Source organism: Actinomycetota bacterium, from assembly GCA_035540895.1.
Lineage (GTDB): Bacteria > Actinomycetota > JAICYB01 > JAICYB01 > JAICYB01 > DATLFR01.
In genome coordinates, this window is the sequence record DATLFR010000038.1 from 1 (window position 1) to 7635 (window position 7635).

The following is a 7635-nucleotide window of genomic DNA, read 5'->3' on the forward strand; positions in this document are numbered from 1 at the left end:
GGCCCGATCTATCTCACCGAGCGTGACGCTGGGGGCCGGCGCCGGCTCGGCAACGACCTTCGACACCGACGCCCAGCCGACCCCCACCCGGCCCTGGCGCGGCTCCCCGGTCAGGAGGCCGACCACGATCGGGAGCTCCTCGGGGTCGGCCTGGCGCAGCAGGTCGGCCAGGGTGGCGATCTTCGCCGAGCGCGAGGACGTGGCTGCGACGGCGCGCGAGACCCCGACTAGCTCGGCGAGCAGCATGCTCATCCCTCAGCGGGGCAGCACGGCCAGGCGGCGGAAGAGCTGGTCGGACACCCGCACCCCCTGCTCCAGCGACTCGAGCGGGTAGCTCTCGTTCGGCGCGTGGATCTGGTCGAACGGCGTCGCGAACCCGGACAGGATCGTCTGGATCCCCCGGTTCGCCAGCGGCGCCAGGATCGGGATGGACCCGCCCAGGCGGATCAGCATCGCGGGTCTCCCGCACCCCGCCTCGAACGCCTCCCGGGCGATCCGCAGCGGAGGCGACTCGGCGTCGAAGGCGGCGGCATCGCACCCCTTGTCCCAGCTGAACGTGGCGTCGACGCCGTCCGGGACCTGCTCGCGCATCAGCCGCTCGAGCGTCTCCCGCATCTGGTCGTGGCGCTGTCCGGGAGCCAGCCGCATCGTCACGTTGGCCCTCACCACGGCCGGGACGATCGTCCGCGGCTCCCCGCCTGACACCATCGTCACGTCCACGGACGGCTGCGCGCCGTTGCGCAGGTGGTACCGCTCGCCCGCGTCGGGGGTGATCGCCCTGGCGCCTCCCATCTCGATCACGAGGTCGCCCGGGGGGAGCTCCGCCCACGTGGCTTGCTCGGCCTCCGGGACGGGCTGCACCCCCTGCGCCAGCTCCGGACGGACGTCCCCCCGCTCGTCCGGGAGCACGGCCGACAGCAGCCGCGTCATCACGTGCGCCGCGTTGTGGACGCTCCCACCGTAGATCCCCGAGTGCACGTCCCGGACGGCCGTCCGCACCTCGACCAGGCACTGAACGATCCCGCGGGTGCCGAGCGTGATCGCCGGGATCGACGGGTCGAGCGTCCCGGAGTCGAAGACGATGCAGCAGTCGGCGCCGCGAGCGTCCGTCTCGATCCACTCCATCGCCGACCAGCTCCCGGCCTCCTCCTCGCCCTCGACGAACACCCGGACGTTCACCGGGAGCTCCCCCGCGGCGGCGAGCTCGCACGCCGTCCAGACCGTCGGCCAGGAGTTGCCCTTGTTGTCGGACGCACCGCGCGCGTAGATGCGGCCGTCCCGGACGACCGGCTCGAACGGGTCGGTCTCCCACAGGTCCCGGTCCCCCACCGACTGGACGTCGTAGTGGGCGTAGAGCAGGACGGTGGGCGCGTCCGGGGCGTTCGCGCGGAGCTCCCCCACGACGAGGGGGTTGGTGTCGGTGGGGACGACGTCCGCGTCTCCCCCCGCCCGCCTCACCCTCTCCGCGTACCACTCGGCCGCCGCCCGGAGGCCGTCGCGGTCCGGCTCCCCCGTCGAGACGGAAGGGATGCGCAGCACCTCGAAGAGCTCGTCGAGCATCTGATCGTCCACGACGTCACGCTACCGGGTGTCGGCACCGGCTGGCACTCTGCGCCCGATGCGACTCGTCGTGGCGGACTGCGAGATCTCCTACACCGGGCGGCTGCACGCCCACCTCCCGATGGCGCGCCGCCTGATCGTGGTGAAGGCGGACGGCACGGTGATCGTCCACGCCGACCGGGGGGCCAAGCCGCTGAACTGGATGTCGCCTCCCGTGGTGCTCGACGAGCGACCGGAAGGCTGGACGGTCCTGGGCGCGAAGGCCGAACGGCTGGACATCGCCATCGACCGCATCGTCTCCGACACCTGTATCGAGCTCGGTCAGGAGCCGGGGCTGACCAAGACCGGGAGCGAGGACGAGCTGCAGGCCCTGCTGGCCCGCGTCCCCGACGCCATCGAGGACGGGTGCCTGCTGGTCCGGCGGGAGCACCCCACCGACCTCGGGCCGGTGGACCTGCTCCTGTGCGACTCGACGGGAGCCACGGTGGCCGTCGAGGTGAAGCGCGTGGGGGACATCGACGGCGTCGAGCAGCTCGCCCGCTACCTCGAGCGGCTGAACCTCGACCCGATGCTGGCCCCCGTCCGGGGAGTGTTCGTCGCCCAGACGATCAAACCGCAGGCGCGGACGCTGGCCGCCGCGCGCGGGATCGCGTGCGTGGAGGTCGACTTCGACGAGCTCGCGGGTCGGGTCGTCCCCGACCTGACGCTCTTCTAGTCCGCGACGAGGCCGACGGGGCAGGACACGCCGGTCCCTCCGATCCCGCAGTACCCGTTCGGCACCTTGTGCAGGTACTGCTGGTGGTAGTCCTCGGCGTAGTAGAACGCGGGAACCGGACGGATCTCGGTCGTGATCGAGCCGTACCCCGCTTCCTTCAGGCGCTCCTCGTAGGCCCGGCGCGACGTCTCGGCCGCCTCGAGCTGGGCATCTGAGAACGTGTAGACCGCCGAGCGGTACTGCGTCCCTACGTCGTTGCCCTGACGCATGCCCTGGGTGGGATCGTGGCTCTCCCAGAACAGACGCAGCATCTCCTCGTACGACGTCTGTCGGGGGTCGAAGACGACCAGGACGACCTCCGTGTGGCCGGTCCGGCCAGTGCAGACCTCCTCGTAGGTCGGGTTCGGCGTGAAGCCGCCCGCGTACCCCACCGCGGTCGTCCAGACGCCCGGAGCCTGCCAGAACCTCCGCTCGGCTCCCCAGAAGCAGCCGAGACCGAAGACCGCCTGCTCCAACCCGTCCGGGAACGGCCCCCGAAGGGGGTTCCCCAGCACCTCGTGGCGCTCAGGGACCGGCATCTCCGCCGGCCGTCCCGGCAGCGCCTCGGACTCGGCCACCATCTGCGTCTTCTTCCCGAACATGGGCCCAGGCTAGCGCACGCGGGGCCGGGGTACCTTTGAGCGAGCCGAGGAAAGGACCGCCATGAACGACGTCTTCATCCTGGACGGTGTCCGGACCCCGATCGGCCGCCACGGCGGCGCGCTGGCCGGGGTTCGTCCGGACGACCTGGCCGCCGTGGCCGTGAAGGGCCTGATGGACCGTCACCCCGAGATCGACCCGGCCACCGTCGATGACGTCTGGTTCGGCGACGCGAACGGCGCGGGAGAGGACAACCGAAACGTCGCTCGCATGGCGTGGCTGCTGTCCGGGCTCCCGACCTCGGTGCCCGGCGTCACGGTCAACCGCCTGTGCGGGTCCGGGATGGAGGCGGCGTCCGAGGCATCGCGCGCGATCGCGGTGGGAGACGCGTCGATCTGCGTGGCCGGCGGGGTCGAGTCGATGAGCCGCGCGCCGTGGGTCGTCCTGAAGCCCGAGAGCGGGTTCGGACGGACGAACGAGACGATGTGGTCGACCACGCTCGGCTGGCGGATGACGAACCCCCGCATGCCGCAGGAGTGGACCGTCTCCCTGGGCGAGGGAGCCGAGATCCTCGCGGACATGTTCGACGTCAGCCGCGAGGCGCAGGACTCGTTCGCCCTCGACTCCCACACGAAGGCGGCCAAGGCGTGGTCGGACGGCCGGTTCGACGACGAGATCGTCTGGGTGACGGACCGCGACGGATCGCCGCTGCTCGAGCGCGACGAGTCGATACGCGAGGACACGACGATGGAGCGCCTGGCCAAGCTGAAGCCGGCGTTCCGTCCCGGTGGCACGGTGACGGCCGGCAACTCTTCGACGCTGAACGACGGCGCGGCTGCCCTGCTGCTCGCGGACGGTGCCACCTGCGAGCGCCTCGGACGGGACCCCCTCGCCAGGATCGTCGCCCGGACCACGAGCGGCGTGGAGCCCCACCTCTTCGGGATCGGACCGGTCGAAGCGGCGAACCGAGCGCTCGAGCGCGCCGGCATCGGATGGTCGGACCTCTCCGTCGTCGAGATCAACGAGGCCTTCGCGGCCCAGGCCCTCGCCTGCATCTCCAACTGGCCGGACCTCGACCCGCAGATCGTGAACCCCAACGGCGGCGCGATCGCGCTCGGACACCCGCTCGGCTGCTCCGGCGCGCGCATCCTGACCACGATGGCCTGGGAGCTGAAGCGCCGTGGTGGTGGCTGGGGACTGGCCACGATGTGCATCGGGGTCGGGCAGGGCATCGCGGTCGTCCTTCGCAGCGACGGCTGAGCCGCGTTTACGGCCTCCGGCGTCCGGGGAAGTCTGCCGCGGATGCAGCCCATACGGCGGAAGGAGGTCCGACGTGGTGGACCGCGAGCGTGAAGTGATCCGCGAAGAGCGGGTGGACGGTGCAGGACCCGGTCCGGCCTGGAACCCCGTGGCCGTGGTGGCAGGGATCGTCCTGGTCATCCTGCTCCTCGTCCTGATGTTCGGACTGTTCCGTGGCGGCGGAGACGGTGGTGACGCCGGCACCGGCGGCGGCGGCGACAGCGTCGAGATCGACAACCAGTTCGACGGCGGAGGGACCGGCGGCGGCGACACCGGTGGAGACACCGGCGGGACCGACACCGGTGGAACCGACACCGGCACCGACGGCGGCGCGGATGTCGGCGGCGGCGCCGGGGTCGACACGACCCAGTAGCCCAACCAGGGTGGACGGAGCCGGCGGCGCTGCGCGCCGCCGGCTCCTCTAGTTCATCGAAGGATCCTCGGGGAACGAGGCCACCCACGACAGGACCCCGCCCTGCCTGCGCAGGACGGCAGGCCATAAGGAGTCCGGGTCCGAGGTGAGGACGTCTGCCGCCGACGCCTCCAGCACGAACCACGAATGCTCCTCCAGCTCCGCCTCGAGCTGTCCGGGAGCCCATCCGGAGTAACCGGCGAAGACCCGCGCGTCGGCCAGTTCGACACCCCCCTCGGAGGTCTCGCTGAGGTCGACCACGCCGACCCCGTCGACCACCGGACGCCACCCCTCTGTCTCGGCGCCCGGCCTCATGCGCCCGAGGCAGATCGCCGCCGTCGGCTGGACGGGGCCCCCCATGAAGACGACCGCGGGAGGCACGGCCGCCTCCGCGAAGTCGGGCAGGGCCTCGTCGACTTCCGTGTCCGAAGGCCGGTTCAGGATCACCCCCACCGCGCCCTGTTCCGGCGAGTGCTCGATGATCAGGACCACGCTGCGGGCGAAGTTCGGGTCCAGGAGGTGCGGCAGGGCGACGAGGAGCCGGCCGGTCAGCATGGCCCAACCTACACCGGCCCGCGACGGTGGTTATCCTCCGGGTATCGCCGGAGGACGGGAGGCACGTGGAGGCGCGGTCCAAGCCACAGCAGCAGCGGTGGAGCCTCGTCGCCACCCTGCTCATCGTCCTGCTGAGCCTCTCCGTCACCGCCTCGCTCCTGATCGGCGCCGTCGACGACCTGCTCCCGGACGTCCCCGGCCTCGACTACCGGATGGTGCAGGGCGGCATCGTGCTGCTCGCGCTGCTGCTGTGCGCGTACACGATCGACCGGGAGCGCGGGATCCGGAAGCTCGAGCGGACCCTGATCTCCGAGCAGATGGAGGTGCAGCGACTGGAGATGCGCGACGAGCTCAAGAACGCCTTCATGCGCTCGGTCTCACACGACCTCCGCAGCCCGCTGACCGCGATCCTCACGGGCGCCACGATCCTCGAGAAGCGAGGCGAGCAGCTGCCCGCCGATCAGCTGCGCGAGGCGGCCGCCGTGGTCGGTACCCAGGCCAGGCGCCTGGAGGGGATGCTCTCCGACCTGCTGGACGTCGAGCGTCTGGCCACCGGCGAGGTCTCCGTCAACCGCCAGGACGTCGACCTCCAGCAGGTCCTGCGCACGATCGTCGACGGGTACGGCATCCGTGACCGCGTCGTCTCCGTCACCGCGTCGCCGGGAAAGGTCTCGGTCGACCCTCGGCTGTTGGACCGGATCGTCGAGAACCTCGTCCGCAACGCGGTGAAGTACACGCCCCGCACGACACCGATCCGGATCGGCGCGGAGGCGGACGGTCCGACCGTGGTGGTCACGGTCGAGGACGAGGGCCCCGGGGTCCCCGACGCGATCAAGGAGGACGTCTTCGAACCGTTCAACCGCGGGACGGCCCCAGAGGGCGTGGGCGGGACCGGGGTAGGGCTATCGATCGTCCGCCAGTTCGCGGAGCTCCACGGGGGACGGGCCTGGGTTGAGGACCGTCCCGGCGGCGGCGCTCGCTTCAAGGTGGTCCTGTCCACCACCGGCTCCTGAACGCGTCGGTTTACCGCCGTCGCCCGCCGGGGATCGAACGGACGAGCGACCGACAGGAGCGACCGAGATGTTCTCGATGCCAGGACCGGCCAGCATGATCGCCGCCACGTTGTGGCTCTGCATGGCCGCCTACCTCGTGGTCAGCCTCGTCCGGGCGCTCGTCCGGGCCTGGGCGGATGTCCACCCGGCTCCCGCACGGCTGCCGACCTTCGGTGTTCGACGCGGCGACGCCCAGCGCGCCGCCGCGTAGCCGGCGTCAGCCGGTCTCGACCACCTCGTCGTCTGACGAGAACATCTCCTCGGCGATGTCCTCCGCGGCCGCGTGCACGGCCTCGTGCCACGGGACGTTCGCGTCGAACCGGCCGATCTCACGGCTCACGACGCGCTGCTCCACGAGACGGTGCAGCGCGACGTGCAGGAACGGGCTGTCCTCGTGGCCGGTCACGGTCCATTCGCCGGCCTTCGAGAACAGCTCCTCGTGCTCAGGATGCTGCGAGATGATCCGGTCGAGCATCCGCTCCGCCTCGGACAGACCCAGATCCTTGGCTCGCATCTTCATGAGGCGCTCCACGTCGCGGCGCGCGTCCTCCTCGAGCTGCGCCTCCGGGGTGTCGGGGATGCGATGCGGAGTAGCCTGCGGGCGAGGCGGCCGCTTGCGGCGCCTCGGCCCCCGCACGTGTCCCCCGCGGGGACGTCGTGATCGAGCCATCTGAGCCTCCTGCCTGTCGACTGCCTGGAGCCGCCGGCGATCCGGGTCCGGACGCCGAGGGGCGCCCTGCGTGTCGCGATCAGCCATCGCAGCCCGGCCGCAGGGTGCGGCCACACGCGAGGACGGACCCAGTCTAACGCAGGGCGGTCGTCCGGACCGTCACCTCACCAGCACGTTCAGCAGGACGGTCAGGACCACCGACGCGATCACCGAGATGGCGATCATCGTCAGACAGCCCATGGCGCCGCCGAGCGGGCGGACCCGCACCCTGCCGAACCTCATGGGGGGGTCCTACCCTGCTCTACAGCGTCCCAAGCAGCGCCACGGTCGTCTCGAGGGCCTTGTCGCCGAAACAGGCGTCGATCGAGTAGGCGTCCTCGTACTCGACCGCCTGCATGGGCGCTACGAACCCGGTGACCTGGCGTCCGGCGTGGTCGGTCTCGAAGGCCTGGATGATGTACCCGAGCCCGTCGTCGGCCGCGCCGATCGCGAGAGCCGCGATCGAGGACCTCTCCTTGATCGTGTTCGAGTAGTTCGCGAAGATCTCGCCGGGCGCCCCCGTGACGACGAGGTCTCCGATCTTGGCCGCCGTGACCTTCGTCTTCACCGAGACCGGCGATGCGGACACGCAGGGCTTGTTGCGGTTCTTGCCGGCGGTGACCGTGGCCGGGAGCTGGGAGAAGGGCCGGTCGAAGAAGCCGGGGGTGCCGAGCGCGAGCAGGCCGGAGTTGGT

The 7635-nt window shown here is 71.2% G+C and carries 12 protein-coding genes; 5 read left to right on the top strand and 7 right to left on the bottom strand.

Annotation, left to right across the window (positions count from 1 at the left end):
- Together VM840_02185 and VM840_02190 are read right to left on the bottom strand one after the other, a co-directional pair.
- On the bottom strand, positions 1-252 hold a 252-nt coding region (locus VM840_02185), incomplete at its 3' end, for an ATP-dependent DNA ligase (protein ID HVL80386.1).
- A 3-nt stretch (positions 253-255) separates the two neighbouring features.
- A complete protein-coding gene (locus tag VM840_02190; protein ID HVL80387.1) occupies positions 256-1572 on the bottom strand; it encodes a M20/M25/M40 family metallo-hydrolase in 1317 nt (438 codons plus the stop codon).
- Between the two features lie 46 nt (positions 1573-1618).
- Here VM840_02190 and nucS point away from each other — a divergent pair, with 46 nt between their 5' ends.
- Positions 1619-2275: an endonuclease NucS gene (nucS, locus tag VM840_02195; protein ID HVL80388.1), complete on the top strand. Its 657-nt coding sequence runs from the start codon at positions 1619-1621 to the stop codon at positions 2273-2275.
- Here the strand turns inward: nucS and msrA are convergent.
- A complete protein-coding gene (gene msrA, locus VM840_02200) occupies positions 2272-2916 on the bottom strand; it encodes a peptide-methionine (S)-S-oxide reductase MsrA (GenBank protein HVL80389.1) in 645 nt (214 codons plus the stop codon). The genes nucS and msrA overlap by 4 nt on opposite strands.
- Before the next feature lie 61 nt (positions 2917-2977).
- Here msrA and VM840_02205 point away from each other — a divergent pair, with 61 nt between their 5' ends.
- Together VM840_02205 and VM840_02210 are read left to right on the top strand one after the other, a co-directional pair.
- On the top strand, positions 2978-4174 hold the full coding sequence (locus VM840_02205; GenBank protein ID HVL80390.1) for an acetyl-CoA C-acyltransferase: 1197 nt from the start codon (positions 2978-2980) through the stop codon (positions 4172-4174).
- Positions 4175-4247: 73 nt separating this feature from the next.
- Entirely contained in the window at positions 4248-4586 is a 339-nt protein-coding gene (locus VM840_02210) for a hypothetical protein (protein ID HVL80391.1), read from the top strand.
- 48 nt (positions 4587-4634) lie between these two features.
- On the opposite strand, the gene VM840_02215 is transcribed toward VM840_02210, so the two are convergent.
- The gene (locus VM840_02215) at positions 4635-5180 is read right to left on the bottom strand and encodes a YqgE/AlgH family protein (GenBank protein ID HVL80392.1); all 546 of its coding nucleotides are present in this window, start codon (positions 5178-5180) and stop codon (positions 4635-4637) included.
- A gap of 65 nt (positions 5181-5245) precedes the next feature.
- Here VM840_02215 and VM840_02220 point away from each other — a divergent pair, with 65 nt between their 5' ends.
- On the top strand, positions 5246-6193 hold the full coding sequence (locus VM840_02220; protein HVL80393.1) for an ATP-binding protein: 948 nt from the start codon (positions 5246-5248) through the stop codon (positions 6191-6193).
- A 67-nt stretch (positions 6194-6260) separates the two neighbouring features.
- Positions 6261-6443, top strand: a complete 183-nt coding sequence (locus VM840_02225) for a hypothetical protein (GenBank protein HVL80394.1) — start codon at positions 6261-6263, stop codon at positions 6441-6443.
- Between the two features lie 6 nt (positions 6444-6449).
- On the opposite strand, the gene VM840_02230 is transcribed toward VM840_02225, so the two are convergent.
- The 3 genes from VM840_02230 to VM840_02240 form a co-directional block, all read right to left on the bottom strand.
- Positions 6450-6902: a DUF1841 family protein gene (locus VM840_02230; GenBank protein ID HVL80395.1), complete on the bottom strand. Its 453-nt coding sequence runs from the start codon at positions 6900-6902 to the stop codon at positions 6450-6452.
- A 159-nt stretch (positions 6903-7061) separates the two neighbouring features.
- Positions 7062-7184 carry a hypothetical protein gene (locus tag VM840_02235; GenBank protein ID HVL80396.1) on the bottom strand — a complete coding sequence of 41 codons (123 nt, stop codon included), beginning with the start codon at positions 7182-7184 and terminating at the stop codon, positions 7062-7064.
- 19 nt (positions 7185-7203) lie between these two features.
- Positions 7204-7635, bottom strand: a 432-nt coding sequence (locus tag VM840_02240) for a hypothetical protein (GenBank protein ID HVL80397.1), incomplete at its 5' end; no start/stop codon positions are given.